This window comes from Streptomyces sp. NPDC044571 (assembly GCF_040647115.1).
Lineage (GTDB): Bacteria > Actinomycetota > Actinomycetes > Streptomycetales > Streptomycetaceae > Streptomyces.
Window position 1 is genome coordinate 34,022 of record NZ_JBEZBN010000048.1, and the last position, 14,827, is coordinate 48,848.

At 71.1% G+C, this 14,827-nt stretch carries 14 protein-coding genes, 1 tRNA gene and 3 pseudogenes; 11 read left to right on the top strand and 7 right to left on the bottom strand.

The genetic code is table 11. From position 1 onward, the window contains the following. Positions 1-41 precede the first annotated feature (41 nt). Positions 42-116, bottom strand: a tRNA-Leu gene (locus AB0B01_RS23595). A gap of 149 nt (positions 117-265) precedes the next feature. After that, positions 266-733, bottom strand: a complete 468-nt coding sequence (gene bcp, locus AB0B01_RS23600; RefSeq protein WP_361722424.1) for a thioredoxin-dependent thiol peroxidase — start codon at positions 731-733, stop codon at positions 266-268. 109 nt (positions 734-842) lie between these two features. Here bcp and AB0B01_RS23605 point away from each other — a divergent pair, with 109 nt between their 5' ends. Both AB0B01_RS23605 and AB0B01_RS23610 read left to right on the top strand, forming a co-directional pair. Then, complete coding sequence (locus AB0B01_RS23605) at positions 843-1,160, top strand: DUF3618 domain-containing protein (RefSeq protein WP_361722468.1); 318 nt, start codon at positions 843-845, stop codon at positions 1,158-1,160. 46 nt (positions 1,161-1,206) lie between these two features. Next, a complete protein-coding gene (locus AB0B01_RS23610; RefSeq protein ID WP_361722427.1) occupies positions 1,207-1,557 on the top strand; it encodes a co-chaperone GroES in 351 nt (116 codons plus the stop codon). Positions 1,558-1,745: 188 nt separating this feature from the next. On the opposite strand, the gene AB0B01_RS23615 is transcribed toward AB0B01_RS23610, so the two are convergent. Next, complete coding sequence (locus AB0B01_RS23615) at positions 1,746-4,157, bottom strand: transglycosylase domain-containing protein (protein WP_361722430.1); 2,412 nt, start codon at positions 4,155-4,157, stop codon at positions 1,746-1,748. A 174-nt stretch (positions 4,158-4,331) separates the two neighbouring features. On the opposite strand from AB0B01_RS23615, the gene AB0B01_RS23620 reads away from it, so the two are divergent. From AB0B01_RS23620 to AB0B01_RS23640, 5 genes are all read left to right on the top strand, one after another. Further along, positions 4,332-5,177 (top strand): ABC-2 family transporter protein, encoded by an 846-nt coding sequence (locus AB0B01_RS23620; protein ID WP_361722433.1) that lies wholly within the window; start codon positions 4,332-4,334, stop codon positions 5,175-5,177. A 178-nt stretch (positions 5,178-5,355) separates the two neighbouring features. After that, a complete protein-coding gene (locus AB0B01_RS23625) occupies positions 5,356-6,120 on the top strand; it encodes an ABC transporter permease (protein ID WP_361722471.1) in 765 nt (254 codons plus the stop codon). 6 nt (positions 6,121-6,126) lie between these two features. After that, the gene (locus AB0B01_RS23630) at positions 6,127-7,098 is read left to right on the top strand and encodes an ATP-binding cassette domain-containing protein (RefSeq protein ID WP_361722436.1); all 972 of its coding nucleotides are present in this window, start codon (positions 6,127-6,129) and stop codon (positions 7,096-7,098) included. A gap of 161 nt (positions 7,099-7,259) precedes the next feature. Continuing rightward, a complete protein-coding gene (locus AB0B01_RS23635) occupies positions 7,260-7,988 on the top strand; it encodes a DUF1707 domain-containing protein (RefSeq protein ID WP_361722439.1) in 729 nt (242 codons plus the stop codon). 255 nt (positions 7,989-8,243) lie between these two features. Beyond that, entirely contained in the window at positions 8,244-9,542 is a 1,299-nt protein-coding gene (locus tag AB0B01_RS23640; RefSeq protein ID WP_361722442.1) for a DUF445 domain-containing protein, read from the top strand. Here AB0B01_RS23640 and AB0B01_RS23645 read toward each other — a convergent pair. Continuing rightward, entirely contained in the window at positions 9,512-9,859 is a 348-nt protein-coding gene (locus AB0B01_RS23645) for a hypothetical protein (protein ID WP_361722445.1), read from the bottom strand. The genes AB0B01_RS23640 and AB0B01_RS23645 overlap by 31 nt on opposite strands. 53 nt (positions 9,860-9,912) lie before the next feature. Then, a complete protein-coding gene (locus AB0B01_RS23650) occupies positions 9,913-10,098 on the bottom strand; it encodes a hypothetical protein (protein WP_361722448.1) in 186 nt (61 codons plus the stop codon). Positions 10,099-10,254: 156 nt separating this feature from the next. Between AB0B01_RS23650 and AB0B01_RS23655 the strand changes: the two genes are divergently transcribed. From AB0B01_RS23655 to AB0B01_RS23665, 3 genes are all read left to right on the top strand, one after another. After that, positions 10,255-10,800 (top strand): GNAT family N-acetyltransferase, encoded by a 546-nt coding sequence (locus AB0B01_RS23655; protein ID WP_361722451.1) that lies wholly within the window; start codon positions 10,255-10,257, stop codon positions 10,798-10,800. Positions 10,801-10,871: 71 nt separating this feature from the next. Next, a complete protein-coding gene (locus AB0B01_RS23660; protein ID WP_361722454.1) occupies positions 10,872-12,149 on the top strand; it encodes a hypothetical protein in 1,278 nt (425 codons plus the stop codon). Between the two features lie 12 nt (positions 12,150-12,161). Beyond that, positions 12,162-12,632, top strand: a complete 471-nt coding sequence (locus tag AB0B01_RS23665; RefSeq protein ID WP_361722457.1) for a very short patch repair endonuclease — start codon at positions 12,162-12,164, stop codon at positions 12,630-12,632. A gap of 65 nt (positions 12,633-12,697) precedes the next feature. On the opposite strand, the pseudogene AB0B01_RS23670 reads toward AB0B01_RS23665, so the two are convergent. Beyond that, positions 12,698-12,858: pseudogene (locus AB0B01_RS23670) on the bottom strand (transposase); the annotation flags it as partial. Positions 12,859-12,985: 127 nt separating this feature from the next. Between AB0B01_RS23670 and AB0B01_RS23675 the strand changes: the two are divergent. Continuing rightward, positions 12,986-14,139: pseudogene (locus AB0B01_RS23675) on the top strand (IS110 family transposase). A 48-nt stretch (positions 14,140-14,187) separates the two neighbouring features. On the opposite strand, the pseudogene AB0B01_RS23680 reads toward AB0B01_RS23675, so the two are convergent. After that, positions 14,188-14,696 (bottom strand): annotated as a pseudogene (locus AB0B01_RS23680) (IS5 family transposase); the annotation flags it as partial. Between the last annotated feature and the right edge of the window lie 131 nt (positions 14,697-14,827).

A 14,827-nucleotide genomic window follows, 5' to 3' on the forward strand; every position in this document is an offset into this window, starting at 1 on the left:
CCACGGCAACCTCCAACCCCCCCCCCCCCCGCCCTCTTCCGTACGCCCGGTCGGACTCGAACCGACAACACATGGCACCTAAAGCCATTCTCTCTGGCCAGTTGGAGTACGGGCGCACGCGCTGGTGCCCGCCCAGTCTACTGTGCGGGCTCCGCCTGCCGTCCGCCCCGCCGCCAGGTGCTGGTGATGACATGGCAGTTGGGGCACGGCAGGCAGTCGCAGGCTGTCGCGTCGGCCGTCGCTCCAGTCGCCGTCGACCGTGCCGTCAGATGCCGAGGTCCTTGATGATCTTGGCTACGTGGCCCGTCGCCTTGACGTTGTAGAGGGCGCGTTCGACCTTGCCCTCCTCGTCCACGATGACCGTCGAGCGGATGACCCCGGTCACCGTCTTGCCGTACAGCTTCTTCTCGCCGTACGCCCCGTAGGCCTCCAGGACCTTCTTCTCCGGGTCGCCGACGAGGGTGACCTTCAGGTGCTCCTGTTCGCGGAACTTCGCCAGCTTCTCCGGCTTGTCCGGGGAGACGCCGATGACCTCGTAGCCGGCCTGGGCCAGCACGGCCAGGTTGTCCGTGAAGTCGCAGGCCTGCTTCGTGCAGCCCGGCGTCAGTGCGGCGGGGTAGAAGTACACGATCACCTTGCGGCCCTTGTGGTCGGCGAGCGAGACCTCGTTGCCGTCCGCGTCGGGCAGGGTGAAGGCAGGGGCGCTGTCGCCCGGCTGGAGTCGCTCACTCATCGCTGGTCTCCTCGGGAGGGGATCGATACGCCACGAGACTAAGCTGACAGACTGTGCATGGCGGAACACGCCCCCCATGACCACCACCCACGACGACGGAGGCAGCGCGGTGTCGGAAGCCAGGACCCCTGCACAGATCGAGGCGGACATCATCCGCCGCCGTGACCAGCTCGCCGAGACGCTCGACGAGATCGGGGTGCGCATGCACCCCAAGACGATCGTCGGGGACGCGAAGGCGCGGGTCGCCTCCACGGTCGACCACACCGCCGGGCGGGCGGTCGTCGCCGTGAACCGCCTCGTCACGGACGTGAAGGACGGCTTCCGGCACGAGGACGGCACCCCGCGCCCCGAGCGGATCGTGCCGGTCGCGCTCGTGGCGGTGGGTCTGGTCGGGCTGATCGTGCTGTCGGCGCGGCGCAAGCGCTGATGACCCTGCGGCGTAGGGGCGCGGCGGGGGCGGGTAGGTTCGGAGCGTGAGCGAGAACACCAACACCACCAGCCACGACAAGCTGCCCATCCGCATGTTGCACGACCGTGTGCTCGTGAAGTCCGATACGCCCGAGGGCGAGCGGCGCTCGGGCGGCGGCATCCTGATCCCGGCGACCGCTGCCGTGGGCAAGCGGCTGGCCTGGGCAGAGGTGGTCGCGGTCGGGCAGAACGTGCGCAGTGTGGAGCCGGGTGACCGGGTGCTGTACGACCCCGAGGACCGGGCCGAGGTCGAGGTCCAGGGGGCGACGTACGTGCTGATGCGCGAGCGGGACCTGCACGCCGTGGCCGCGGAGCGGCTGGAGGGGTCCGTGGACTCCACCGGGCTGTACCTCTGACCTGCGCTGACCCGACCTGCTGTAGCTGCGCGGAGAGGGGTCGGTGACGTCTGTCACCGGCCCCTTTCTTCGTTGCCCGGATCTTCTTCATCTGTCTGTTGCTGGTGGCCGTGGTCGGGCTGAAGGCCACCGCCGGCCACTGACCGGGTCGCCGGGGGTGGGTGCGGGCGGTGCGGGCGGTGCGGGGGTCACTCCAGGTACTCGGACGGGGGGCGGGGGCGGCGGCCGCCGGTGACGCCTCCGGTGGCGCCGCCGAGGGCGCCGGCCGTCGTCCCGGAGCTGGTGCCGGTCGTGGTGCCGCCGGTCCTGCCGGCAGTGGTGCCCGTGTCGGTGCCGCCCCCGGGGGTCTCGCCTCCGGTGGTCTGCCCGCCCTGGTCCTGGCCGCCTTCCGTCTCGCCCTCCTGGTCCTGCTCCTCCGCCGGCGGGCTCGGCCGGCCGGGGCGGTGGGGGCGCCCCGGCGGGGACGGCGGGACCGGCGGGAGCGGGGTGCTGCCCGGCGGCTGTTCGGGGTTGTTCGGCGTGAACGGTGGCGGGGAGGCGGCCGCGCCCGGCTGGAGTTCCAGGTCGAAGTCGACGGGGTCGGTGCCTTCGAGGGCCGTCTTCGTGTACTGGGCCCAGATCCGGGCCGGGTAGCCGCCGCCTCCGATGCGGGCTTCGCCGAGCGCGTCGTACAGGGACTCCAGGGTGCCGGTGTCGGGGTCCTGGCCCATCATGGCGACGACGGTGACCAGGTCCGGGGTGTAGGCGGCGAACCAGGCCGAGCGGTCGAGTTCGCCGGTGCCGGTCTTGCCCGCGGCCGGGCGGCCCGCCGCCAGGGCCGCCGTACCGGTGCCGTTGTCGACGACGCTGACCAGCATGGACGTGGTGGTGTCGGCGGCTTCGCGGCTGACGGCCTGGCGCGGGGTCCGGTCGGGCAGGCGGAGGTCCGCGCCGCCCTTGCTGATCTTTTCCACAAAGGTGTACGGGGTGTGGCGGCCGTGGTCGGCGAGGGTCGCGTACGCCTGGGTCATGTCGAGGACGCTGGCCTGCATGGTGCCGAGCGCCATGGCGGGGCCCGCGACGAAGTTCGGGGTGTTCTCGGGGATGCCGAGGGCGATGGCGGTTTCCTTGACCTCGGCGGTGCCGACGTCGACGACCATCTGGGCGAAGACGGCGTTGACGGAGAGGTCGGTGGCGGTGGTGACGGTGATGTCCCCGTACGACTGGCGCCCTTCGTTCTCGGGGGCGTACGGGGTGCGGGTGCCGACGACGCGGCGTTTGTTGTCGCCGTTGTAGAGGGTGTGGGGGGTGATCGGGCGGCCGTCCTGGGTGCGGGAGTTGTTCTCGACGGCGGCCGCGAAGACGAACGGTTTGAAGGTGGAGGCCACCTGGTAGTCGTGCCGGGTGGCGTTGTTGACGTACTGCTTGGTGTAGTCGATGCCTCCGTAGAGGGCGACGACCTTGCCGGTGGCCGGGTCGATGGAAACGCCTCCGGCCCGCACGAAGCGGTCGGCCTTGCGCGCCTCGGGGTCGAGTTTGTCGGCCATCTTGTCGTTGACGGCCTCGACGAAGGCGTTCTGGCGGCGCCTGTCGATGGTGGTGGTGATGCGGTAGCCGCCTTCGGCGAGGGTGGTCTCGTCGAGGATCTGGCGTTCGGTGATGTAGTCCTTGATGGCTTCGACGAGGTAGCCGCGCTGGCCGGAGAGGCCCGCGGCCGGGCGCACTTTGCCGGGTTCGGGGAAGGTGGTGGCGGCGCGCTCGGGGGCGGTCAGCCACTGCTTCTTGACCATTCCGTCGAGTACGTAGTTCCAGCGGGCGAGCGCGCGTTCGCGGCTCTGCGGGTGGGAGACGACGTCGAAGGCGCTGGGGGAGTTGAGGAGGGTGGCGAGGTAGGCGCCCTCGGCGGTGGTGAGTTTGCCGGCGTCCTTGCCGTAGTAGGCCTGGGCGGCGGCCTGGATGCCGTAGGCGTTGCGGCCGAAGTAACTGGTGTTGAGGTAGCCCTCAAGGATGTACTGCTTCGATTTCTCGCGCCCGAGTTTGATCGAGATGAAGAACTCCTTGACCTTGCGCTTGATCGTCTGTTCCTGGCCCAGGTAGTAGTTCTTGACGTACTGCTGGGTGATGGTCGAGCCGGACTGCTTGCCCTTGCCGGAGAGCGTGTTCCAGGCGGCGCGGACCATGGCTTTGGGGTCGACGGCGCGTTCCGAGTAGAAGTCCCGGTCTTCGGCGGCCAGTACGGCTTCCTGCACGGTGCGGGGGACCTGTGAGAGCGGGACGTTGACCCGGTCGATCTCGCCGTCGCGGGCGAGTTCGGTGCCGTCGGAGTAGAGGTACAGGTTGGACTGGGCGATGGCCGCGGAGTTGGCGGACGGGATGTCGACCAGGAGGTAGCCCGCGACGAGGGCGCCGCCGATGAGCAGGACGAGCAGCAGGAAGGTGCCGACGAGCAGGCGCCAGGTGGGGAGGAAGCGGCGCCAGCCGGTCCGCTTGCGCCCGGCCTTTCCGGTCCGACCGGTCCGTCCGGTCTGTCCGGTTCCCGTGGCGGGTCGTGGGTCGGCCGGCTGCCCGGGGGTGTCCGGGTCACGAGGCGTCCAGCCAGGTGGTGGTGACTGGTCGCTCATCGCCCAAGCTCCTCGACGCCGTGCGAAACATCCACGTCTGTACCCCATGGTGTCTACCTGATGACCGCCCATTACGCGCCGGACGGGCGTAATTCGGTCGCGTGGATCGCCCCTCCGCACTAAGCTCGCGCGCTTTGGCCCTCGTAGGAACGATCCGGGAAACGGAGGGATACGGTGCGCCGGAGAACGGTTCGGGCAGCCGCGCAGCAGGGCCGCCTCTATCTGGCCGTCGGCGTCGGCGGGTTCCGGCGCTACGCCGCCTACGGGACCGCGACGGCGGCGGGTGTCTTCACCAACACCGTCTTCGGCTTCATCCTCGCCTACACGTTCGTCGCCCTGTGGGACGAGCGCCCCGGGCTGGGCGGCTACGACCAGGCCGAGGCGCTGACCTTCGTCTGGGTGAGCCAGTCGCTGCTCGCGGCGGGCGGGCTGATCGGCGGCGGCTTCCAGGAGGAGATGCAGGAGCGCATCCGCACGGGGGACATCGCCGTCGACCTGTACCGGCCGGCCGACCTCCAACTGTGGTGGCTCGCGGCCGACCTCGGGCGGTCCGCCTTCCAGCTGGTGGGCCGCGGGGTGGTGCCGCTGCTGGCCGGGGCGCTGGCGTTCCGGCTGGCGCTGCCCGCCGATCCGGTGCGCTGGCTGCTGTTCCTGGTGTCGGTCCTGCTCGGGCTCGTGGTCGGTTTCGCGGTGCGCTACCTGCTGGCGTTGGCCGCGTTCTGGCTGATGGACGGAGCCGGGGTCAACATGATGGCCAATGTCGTCACGATCTTCTTCTCCGGTGTGCTGCTGCCGTTGACGGTGTTCCCGGGGGGCTTCGGGGAGTTCGTACGGGTGCTTCCGTGGGCGGCGATGCTCCAGGTGCCGCTGGACGTGTTGATGGGCAAGTACGCGGAGGCCGGGCCCGCGGGAGTGGTGCGGGCGCTGGGCTTCCAGGCCGGTTGGGCGCTCGTCCTGCTGGGCCTGGGGCGGCTGGCGCAGTCGGCCGCGACCCGGAAGGTGGTGGTTCAGGGTGGCTGAGGCGGAGGCAGAGGCCGGGTTGCAGGCGGGGCTCGGGGTGCAGGCGGGGGCCGGGGTGCAGGCGGGGGCCGGGGGGCCGGCCCCGGGGCTTGCGCCGGCGAGGCCGGCGGAGCCGCTCCTCGTGCCCGAACGCAACCGTGTCGTGGAGGGGTTGCGCGGCTACGGGCTCATCGTCGCCATGTGGATCCGCTCCACGATGACCTACCGGATGTCCTTCTTCCTGTCCATGACGGGGAACGCGGCGTTGACGCTGCTCGACTTCGTCGCGATCTTCATCATGTTCTCGCACGTGGAGGTCCTCGGCGGCTTCACGCTGTCCGAGATCGCCCTGCTCTACGGCTCCTCCTCGGCCTCGCTGGGCTTCGCCGACCTGCTGCTCGGCAACACCTTCCGGGTCGGGGCCCGGGTGCGGGACGGCTCGCTCGACACCATGCTGGTGCGCCCCGTCCCCGTCCTGGCCCAGATCGCGGCGGACCGCTTCGCCCTGCGCCGGCTCGGGCGCACCGGGCAGGGGCTGGCCGTGCTGGGCTGGGCGCTGTCGGCGGTCGACGTCGACTGGACGGCGGGGAAGGTGCTGCTGGTGCCCGTGATGGTCATCGCCGGGGCGGGGATCTTCGGTGCGGTGATGGTGGCGGGGGCCGCGTTCCAGTTCGTCGCCGGTGACGCGGCGGAGGTGCAGAACTCCTTCACGTACGGGGGCAACACGATGCTCCAGTACCCGCCGACGGTGTTCGGGAAGGAGCTGGTGCGCGCGGTCACCTTCATCGTGCCGCTGGCGTTCGTCAACTGGCTGCCCGCACTGCACCTGCTGGGGCGGCCCGATCCGCTGGGACTGCCGGAGTGGGTGGCGTACCTGAGCCCGCTGGTCGCCCTCGCGGTGTTCGTGCCCGCTTCGCTGGCGTGGCGGGCTGGTCTTCGTACGTACCGGAGCACGGGGAGCTGAGCCGTTGTGGGCAGGGATGCGCTGATCTCGCTGGACGGGGTCGAGAAGGTATGCGAGGTGCGCCGCCGAGTGGGGCTGGTGCGCCGGGAGAAACGCCAGGTCAGGGCCGTGGACGGGATCAGCTTCGAGGTGGCGCGGGGCGAGGTGGTCGGCTACATCGGGCCCAATGGTGCCGGCAAGTCGACCACCATCAAGATGCTGACCGGGATCCTGACGCCGAGCGGGGGCCGGCTGCGGGTCGCGGGCATCGACCCGGCGCGCGAGCGGATGCGGCTGGCGCACCGGATCGGGGTCGTGTTCGGGCAGCGCACCACGCTGTGGTGGGACCTGCCGCTGAAGGACTCGTACGGGCTGATGCGGCGGATGTACCGGATCCCGCAGACGAGGTTCCGCGAGAACCTGGAGCGCTGCGTGGACCGGCTGGACCTGGGGGAGTTGCTCGACGTGCCGGTACGGCAGCTGTCGCTGGGCCAGCGGATGCGCGGGGACATCGCGGCGGCGCTGCTGCACGATCCCGACGTCCTGTACCTGGACGAGCCGACGATCGGGCTCGACGTGGTGAGCAAGGCGAAGGTGCGGGGCTTCCTGCGGCAGTTGAACGCGGAACTCGGGACGACGGTGCTGCTCACCACCCATGACCTCCAGGACATCGAGCAGTTGTGTGAGCGGGTGATGGTGATCGACCACGGGCGGCTGATGTACGACGGCACCGTGGACGGTCTGCACGGTGCGGGGGCGGTGGGCGAGAGCGAACGCACCCTGGTGCTGGACCTGGAACGCGAGCTCGCGCCGATCAGCGTGGCGGGGGCGCGGGTGGTGAAGGTGGAGGGCCCGCGCCAGTGGCTGGCCTTCCCGGCGGGCTCCCCGGCGGCGCCCCTGGTGGCGGAGGTGGCGGCGCGGTACCCGCTGCTGGACCTGTCGATCCGGGAACCGGACATCGAGGACGTGATCGCGCGGATGTACGCGGGCCGGGGCTGAGGGGGTCGGCGGGGGTCCAGCGGGGGTCCCGGGGGTTCCCTCACGGGGGGTTCCCCCGGGGGATTCCCCCACAGTGGTGGGGACAAATCAGGGTCGGGGCCGGGGTCGGAGCCGGGGTCAAGTCCTACAACTCCCGTGCGCGGCTGCATAGGCTGGTCGGCATGACTGACGAACGGCCGGAGAAGCCGTTGCCGGAGCTGAGGGCGTCGGACGCCGACCGCGAACGGGTGGTGGAGCGTCTGCGGGACGCCGTCGCCGAAGGCCGGCTCGACATGGAGGAGTTCGAGGAGCGGCTGGAGGCGGCGTATACCTCTCGCACCTACGGGGAGCTGGAACCGCTGACCCGTGACCTCCCGGCGGCGAGCGCCGCTCCGGCCGGGGTGCCGTCGCCGGGCGCGCCGTCGCCTGGCGCGGGGCCGGGGGCTGCTGCGGAGGCCTGGCGGGGCCGGATCGGCGGCGGGGGCGTCCCGGGGGCGTCCGCGACGGCGGTCGCGGTCATGTCCGGCTTCCAGCGCAAGGGCGGGTGGACGGTGCCCGCCCGTTTCAACGCGGTGGCCTTCTGGGGCGGCGGCGAGCTGGACCTGCGGGAGGCGCGGTTCGCGGAGCGCGAGGTGGTGATCAACTGTGTCGCGATCATGGGCGGCATCGAGATCACGGTGCCGCCGGGGGTGGAGGTCGACGTCCGCGGCTTCGGCTTCATGGGCGCCTTCGACCAGCGCGAATCGCAGGGCCCGACGACCCCGGGCGCCCCGCGCGTCGTGGTGACGGGCTTCGCGTTCTGGGGCGGCGTGGAGGTCCGGGTCAAGCCCCCGAAGATCCCGAAGATCCCGAAGCCGCCGAAGTCCTCGAAGCACCTGGGGCACGGCCCGGACCTGCGCAAGGAGCTGTAGGGGGCGGCGGGCCCCGGGCCCCGGGCCCCGTGGCCCTGGGGGCTTCGGAGCGGCGGGGCGGGGCACCGGTGGGGGGAGGGGCCGTGGCCGGTCCGGGCGCGCTGTGGCCGCAGGCCCCCGTACTCATCGAGGTAACGAGGCATCGCGGCATCGCGGCATCGAGGCGAGCGAAACGGCGTGCCGGGAACTTCGCGGCCGTCCCGGGAGTCGGATGCTATGCAGACAAACCCGGCGCCCGGGGGAAGGCAGGAGCACGTGGACAACCGCACCACCGCCGGAGGCAGCGGCACCCGCTTCGTGTTCAGCGCGGCCGACGAGGAGCGCCGGCGCGGCGTCCGCCGGATGAAGGCGACCGCCACCAGCCTGCTGGGTCTGGTCGCGCTGGTGTACGTCCTCGCGACCTGGGCCGAGCACACCGGCGCGGGCGCCTGGGCCGGTTACGTCCGGGCCGCCGCCGAGGCCGGCATGGTCGGCGCGCTCGCGGACTGGTTCGCCGTCACCGCCTTGTTCCGGCGCCCCCTCGGCCTGCCCATCCCGCACACCGCGATCATCCCGACCAAGAAGGACCAGCTGGGGATCTCCCTCGGCGAGTTCGTCGGCGAGAACTTCCTCTCCTCCGACGTCGTGCGCGCCCGCCTCCACGCCCTCGGCATCGGCGGCCGCCTCGGCGCCTGGCTGGCCGAGCCGGCCCACGCCGACCGGGTCACCGCCGAGCTGGCCACGGCGCTGCGCGGAGCCCTCACCGTGCTGCGGGACTCCGATGTCCAGGCCGTCGTGGGCGAGGCCATCACCCGGCGTGCGGAGAGCGCGGAGATCGCCCCGGGGATCGGCAAGACCCTGGAGAGGGTCGTTGCGGACGGCGGTCACCGCAAGGTCGTGGACCTCGTCTGCGCCAAGGCGTACGACTGGCTCGTGACGCACGCGGAGTCCGTCATGGGCGCGGTCCAGGGCGGCGCCCCCGGCTGGACCCCGCGTTTCGTGGACCGCAAGGTCGGCGAGCGCGTCTACAAGGAGCTGCTGCGCTTCCTCGGCGAGATGCGCGACATGCCGGAGCACCCGGCGCGCGGCGCGGTGGACCGCTTCCTCAGGGACTTCGCCGCCGACCTCCAGGCGGACACCGACACCCGGGCCCGGGTGGAGCGCCTGAAGTCCGAGATCCTGGAGCGGGAGGAGGTCCAGGACGTGATCGCCTCCGCCTGGACCGCGATCCGGTCGATGATCATCTCGGCGGCGGAGGACGAGCAGAGCGAGCTGCGGCTGCGGGTCCGCTCCTCGCTGATCTCACTGGGGGCGCGGCTGGCGACCGACGGCCGGCTCCAGCGGAAGGTGGAGGGGTGGATCGAGGGCGCGACGGTGTACGTCGTGACCACCTACCGCACCGAGATCACCTCGCTGATCACCGAGACCGTGGCCGGGTGGGACGCCGAGCACACGTCGCGGAAGATCGAGGCCCACATCGGGCGGGACCTGCAGTTCATCCGCATCAACGGCACGGTGGTCGGCGCCCTGGCCGGGCTGCTGATCTACTCGGTGTCGCAGGCGCTCGGGGCGTAGCCGCCGCCGGAGCGCGGGCAGCGCGCGTCGGCGGCGAACCAGGACGCCGTCGCCACCACGGCCGCCGCCCCGAGGACGGCCGGCCAGGCCCCGACCTTCTTGGCCAGCGGGTGTGCGCCCGCGAAGCCGGCGAGGTAGAGCGCGCCGAGCCCGGCGGCCGCGGGGGCGCCGCCGCGCCGGTGCCACTCCCGCCCGGCGGCGAGGCCGGCCGCGCCGAGGACGACGCCGCCCAGCGGGCGCTTCCCGGTCCACCGGGCGACGGCGTATCCGCCGACCAGTCCGGCGGCGGCCACTGCGGAACTCGGTACGCGCGCCATGCCCACTCCTGTCTCGTCTGTCTCGTTCTGCACGGGATCTCTGCACGACGAGGCTAACGCGGCGGCTTGACCGCCCGCCGGGCACCCAGCGCTCCGAGGACGAGCACGGCCCCGCCGATCACGGCATCCGGTACGGCGTCCTGGACGGGGCGCGGCAGCAGCGCCACCACTCCCAGCACGAGAAGGAAGGCGAGGGCGCAGCCGCCGACCGCCCGCAGCAGTCTGTCGAATCCGTACACGGGCTGCTCAACGCGCGTCCCCGGGCCCCCGACACGGAACCCGCGGAGGGGATTTGTCGCACACTCGCCGGATCCGTGCGATACGTGCTCCGGGAACCGGAGGGGCATACATTCACTCTCCCACCCCAAACGGGAAAAACGAGGAGCTCGGACATCGTGATCTGCTACGGACGGGCCGTCCTCGACCTCGCGGACGAACTGGTCGACGCCTATGCCGACGTCTTCTCCGCCCCGCCGTGGAACGAGGACGAAGAAACCATTCGCCAGTTCGCGGTCCGCCTGCAGGCCGACTCCCGGCGCCCTGGCTTCCGTACGGCCCTCGCCCAGTCCGCGGCGGGCATCGACGGCTTCGCCACGGGGTGGCTGACCCCGGCGGCCTTCCCCAAGGCCCGTGCGTACGCCCAGGTCGCGGCGCAGCTCGGACCGGAGCGCGTACGGGAGCTGCTGAGCGGCGCGCTGGAGATGGACGAGCTCGCCGTACGCCCGTACGCGCGCGGCCACGGCACCGGCCGGACCCTCCTCACCGAGATCACGGCGGACGCCCCGGACCGCCGGGCGTGGCTGCTGACCTCCCGGCTGGCCGCGGACACGGTGGCGACGTACCGCCGCCTGGGCTGGCACGAGGTGACGGCCCGGCCGGGCGCGCAGACGGCCGTGATCGTCTTCCTGTCGCCGGACCACCCGGGCCGCGAGGAGCGGTAGCCGGAAGGGCTCGCTTCGAAAGCCGGCCCCGGGCGTGTATCCGCCCCCGGGGACAGGGCATAACGCCCAACATGATCACGAACCCGCGGCAGGCACGCACCGACACCCCGACGACCGACCGGTCCGGGACCCGCACCCACACGAGGCCCGGCACCAGCACGAGGCCCGGCACCAGCACGAGGTCCGGCACCAGCACCGGCACGAGGACGGGAACCAGCACGAGGCCCGGCACCAGCACGAGGTCCGGCACCAGCACCGGCACGAGGACGGGAACCAGCACGAGGCCCGCCACCCGGCCCACCACCCGGGCCACCCGACCCGGAACACAACGGACGGCGGTCCACTCGGCGCCCGCCACCGCCCGCAGGCAACTCAACCTGGCCACCCGCCACCAACTCAGCGCCTCCGGCATCCCCGACGCCACCATCACCTCCCGCGCCCGCCCGGGCGGCCCCTGGCAGCGCCTGCTCCCGAGGGTCTACCTCCTCCAGACCGGGCCCCCGGACCACCGCCAACGCGCCCTCGCCGCCGTCCTGTACGCCGCCGAGCCCACCGCGGACCCCCTGGCCGGCGACACGGCCCTGCTCACGGGCGGCGCCGCCCTCGCCCTGCTCGGCATCCGCGACGCCCCGCACACCCCGGCGGACGTCCTGATCCGGGCCCCGCGCCGGCTCGCCACCACCCCGCAGGTCCGCCCGCTGGCCACCTCCCGCTGGCCGCGCACCATCACCGTCTGCGGCATCCCGAGCACCCGCCCGGTGCGCGCGGCGGCCGACTTCGCCTCCCGGGCCGAGGACCCGGCCCTGATCCGCTCGACCCTGGCCCATGTGGTCCAGGCGGGCTGGTGCCACCCGCAGGACCTCCACGCGGAACTCCGCGCGGCCCGCCTCCTGACCCGCCCGGCGATCCGCGCAGCCGCGGCGGAACTGGTCGCGGGGGTCCGCTCGATCGCCGAAGCCCGGGCCCGCGACACCCTGACGGCGACGGACCTCCCGACCCCGCTGTGGAACGCCCGCCTCTACACCCCGGACGGCACCTTCCTGGCCAGCCCGGACGCCTACTGGCCCGACGAGGGTGTGGCCCTGGAGATCGACTCGGCGGAGTACCACTACACCCGCGACTCCTGGCACGCCACCCTCCGCCGCCGCCTGCGCCTGGAGGCCCACGGCATCCTGGTGGTCAGCGCAACCCCGTCGATGGTCCGCGACACCCCCCAAGAGGTCATCACGGCCCTCCGCACCCTCCTCACCCTCACCACCACACGCCCGTCCCCACCCACGGCCCGGGCCCGCGGCCACCAACAGCTCTCACTGTGGCCGCCAAGGGAAGGGCATGGGAGAGCCGGATAGACTCCGGCTTCCATGAGCAACCAGTCGCATGAGGGTGAGCCTTGGGCCCCGCCGCCCGGCTCCTGGGCATCTTCCGCGGCCAACCGCCGGAGCATGCTCGGGAACCGGAGCAGAGACACCTCGCCGGAGCGGATTCTTCGCTCCCTGCTGCATGCAAGAGGGCTGAGGTACCGGGTGGCGGCGAAGCCGTTGCCCGGTATGCGGAGAACCGCAGACCTGGTTTTCCGCCCGGTGAAGGTTGCGGTATTCGTAGACGGCTGCTTCTGGCACGGTTGCCCTCAGCACTTCGTCCCGCCGAAGACCAACCCTGACTACTGGCGCGAGAAGATCGGCGGAAATGTCCGCCGTGACCGGGAGACGGACGAAAGGCTGGCCGCTGAGGGGTGGCTCGTCCTGAGGTTCTGGGAGCACGAGAATGCGGGTGACTGCGCTGCTGCCGTGTGGGACGCAGTCACCTCCCGCCGCTCCGGTCTGCGAGAGTAGAGGGCCTCCCTCTCAGACCTAAGACCGTGTCCTGTGGTCAGTCGGATGAGGCGTTTGTCGCAGCAGAGGGCGGCTGCGAGGCCGAGGAAGGACAGGTAGTTGCGGGGTGGCGTTCGTAGCGGTGGTTGAGTCTGCGGTAGCCAGTCAGCCAGGACATCGTCCGCTCGATTACCCACCGCCGACGCCGTAATCGCTCGCTCGACTCGATGCCTTTGCGGGCGATCCGGACGCCGATCCGTTTGCCGCGCACCCATTTCCGCAGGTGGGGATGTCGTAGACCTTGTCGGCATGCAGGCGTTGGGGTTTGAAGTGGCGGCCGCGGTGGGGGTCGTGTCTCCTTACGTTGTTGCTGCGTGGTGATCGACACCGACGGCAAGCGGAAGCTGTCGCGACGGGTGGCCAACGACGAGACCGCACTGCTCAACCTCATCCGTGACGTCCTCGCACTGAGCGAAGGTGGACCGGTGACCTGGGCGATCGACCTCAATGCCGGCGGGGCCGCGCTGATGATCGCGCTGCTGACCGGCAAAGGGCAACAGGTCGTATACATACCTGGCCGCACCGTCCACCACGCCGCCGGCTCCTACCGGGGTGAAGGAAAGACAGACGCGAAGGACGCATTCGTCATCGCGGACCAAGCCCGCATGCGCCGCGACCTCCAGAAGATGCGCCGTGGCGATGAGATCGCCGTGGACCTGCGCATTCTGACCTCGCGCCGCCTGGACCTGGCAGCTGACCGAACCAGGAAGATCAACCGGTTGCGGGCCCAGCTGCTTGAGTACTTCCCGGCCCTGGAACGGGCCTTCGACTACAAGACCTCCAAGGCCGCGCTGATACTCCTCACCAGCTACCAGACCCCGGCCGCACTTCGTCGGACCGGCAACAGCCGACTTGCGACGTGGCTGAAGAACCGCAAGGTCCGCAACTACAAAGCCGTCGCGCCCACCGCGCTCGAGGCCGCCGAGGCCCAGCACACCGCCGTCGCCGGGGAGAGGGTCGCATCTGCAGTGGTGGCGAAGCTGGCGAGGGCGGTGTTGGCCCTCGATGAGGAGATCGCCGAGACCGACGCCCTGATCGAGGGCCGGTTTCGCGGCCACCCGCACGCCGAGGTCATCCTGAGCATGCCCGGTGTCGGCCCCGTCCTGGGCGCGGAGTTCATCGCCTTACCGGCGGCGACATGAGCGTCTTCGGCACCTCCGACCGCCTCGCCGGTGTCGCCGGCCTGGCCCCCGTCCCCAAGGATTCCGGTCGCATCAGAGGCAACATGCGCCGACCACAACGCTACTGCCGACGCCTCATGCGCGTCTTCTACATGTCCGCCATGGTCGCCGCCCGATGCTGTCCCGTCTCCAGGGCGTTCTACGAGCGCAAACGAACCGAAGGAAAGAGCCACAAGCAGGCCGTCATCGCTCTCGCCCGCCCCCGCTTGAACGTTCTGTGGGCCCTCATACGCGACGGCCGCACCTTCGAGATCGCCCCACCGCCGGCCTCGTACGCGTTGGGCTGATCCGCTCACGGCGAGCCACCAGCCGAGCCTGACAACTCCATTGGGAATCGTTTGGTGACCGAGCACCATGGGCTTCAGGGCTTCACTGTCGTGGGTGTTGCCCGCGCTGACGCCGACAACGAGGGGCAGTCCTGCCGAGTCCGACAGGACGTGCATCTTGGAACCCGCCTTGCCCCGGTCCACGGGGCTCGGACCTGTGAGTTCGCCCCCGTTTTAGCCCTGACGTGGGCGGAGTCCAGAACCACGCGGGAGAGGTCGAGCAGGCCGGCGTCATCGAGCCGGTACAGGATCTCCTCATGCAGCCGACCCCACACGCCGGCTCTGGACCAGATCAGGAACCGGCGGTGTGCGGTGGACTTCGATATCCCGAAGCATGGCGGCAGTGCTCGCCAGGCACACCCCGATACCAGCACGTAGATGATCGCTGCGAACAGCGTCTCGTCAGGCGTGTCCTGTGTCCCGCCGCCCTGCGGACGCACCTTCGACGGCGGGATCAACGGCTCCGCGATCTCCCATAACCCGTCCGGAACAATCCAACTCCACGTACCCCGCCCCATACGAAGCCCAACGACGCCTCACCACATAGGACACGGTCTAAGTGAGCGTTTGATTCTCGGTTGTCTGTTTCATTTGGCTTGGCTGTCGCGCCAGTTGTGGGTGGTCTCGTGTGTGAGGCGGCGGGTCATGA

What these genes read in the sequence shown, in the direction of transcription:
- bcp (WP_361722424.1), bottom strand. Translation starts at nt 733, where the DNA reads ATGAGTGAGCGACTCCAGCCGGGCGACAGCGCCCCTGCCTTCACCCTG.
- AB0B01_RS23615 (WP_361722430.1), bottom strand. Translation starts at nt 4,157, where the DNA reads ATGAGCGACCAGTCACCACCACCTGGCTGGACGCCTCGTGACCCGGAC.
- AB0B01_RS23625 (WP_361722471.1), top strand. Translation starts at nt 5,356, where the DNA reads ATGTGGATCCGCTCCACGATGACCTACCGGATGTCCTTCTTCCTGTCC.
- AB0B01_RS23635 (WP_361722439.1), top strand. Translation starts at nt 7,260, where the DNA reads ATGACTGACGAACGGCCGGAGAAGCCGTTGCCGGAGCTGAGGGCGTCG.
- AB0B01_RS23645 (WP_361722445.1), bottom strand. Translation starts at nt 9,859, where the DNA reads ATGGCGCGCGTACCGAGTTCCGCAGTGGCCGCCGCCGGACTGGTCGGC.
- AB0B01_RS23660 (WP_361722454.1), top strand. Translation starts at nt 10,872, where the DNA reads ATGATCACGAACCCGCGGCAGGCACGCACCGACACCCCGACGACCGAC.
- AB0B01_RS23665 (WP_361722457.1), top strand. Translation starts at nt 12,162, where the DNA reads ATGAGCAACCAGTCGCATGAGGGTGAGCCTTGGGCCCCGCCGCCCGGC.